The organism is Candidatus Termitispirillum reticulitermitis (assembly GCF_054655775.1).
In genome coordinates this window covers 1-683 of record NZ_BAAIHG010000204.1, presented here as the reverse complement: position 1 = coordinate 683, position 683 = coordinate 1, and the positions used below count along the sequence as shown (strand labels likewise).

General features: G+C 44.8%; 1 protein-coding gene. It reads right to left on the bottom strand.

Annotated elements, in window-relative coordinates; translation table 11 throughout:
* Nucleotides 1-605, bottom strand: a 605-nt coding sequence (gene fliG / locus AC1MDJ_RS08300; RefSeq protein WP_479690443.1) for a flagellar motor switch protein FliG, incomplete at its 3' end; no start/stop codon positions are given.
* Nucleotides 606-683: the final 78 nt, after the last annotated feature.

Sequence of the window (683 nt, the reverse complement as noted above, 5' to 3'; positions counted from 1 at the left end):
CTATCCATACGGTTGAATATTTCAGCCACAGATTTAATGCCACCAACCTCAACATTATAAGACGACATAGATTCAAAACGTTCCTCAAGCACTTTTGACAGAGTTCGCACAACCGCCGGAGATATATCCTGCAGATTAGCAATACGTAAAGCCACGTCAGACTTCAAATCATCAGGCAACTGAACCATAGAATCAGCCGCCTGTGTAGAGTCAAGATGTGCCAATATCAAGGCAATAGTCTGCGGATGCTCATTCACAATGAACTTTGCTAGCTGTTTCGGGTCAACACGGGCAAGAAACTCAAAGCCGACAGATTGCTCCATCATCTTAGTTAATCTGTCTATAATCTTACGTGCACGTTCATGACCAAGCGATTTAACTAGTATTGATTTTGCATAATCAATACCGCCCTTAGCAACAAACTTCTTGGCAAGCATCATATTATAGAATTCTTCTATAATATCGTCTATCCTCTCTGGTGGAACCGTTTTAGTAAGGGTTATCTCCCTAGAGAGTTCCATTACCTCGTCGTCATCAAAAAATGCCATCACTTTAGACGACAACTCTTCACCCAACGAAATCAATAGCACCGCAGCCTTGCGCATCCCCATATTGGAACTAGCCGCAGCGCCACCTCCGAGACCGAGAGCACTCATCGCCTGCTGCACCGCAGCGGCTTCTGC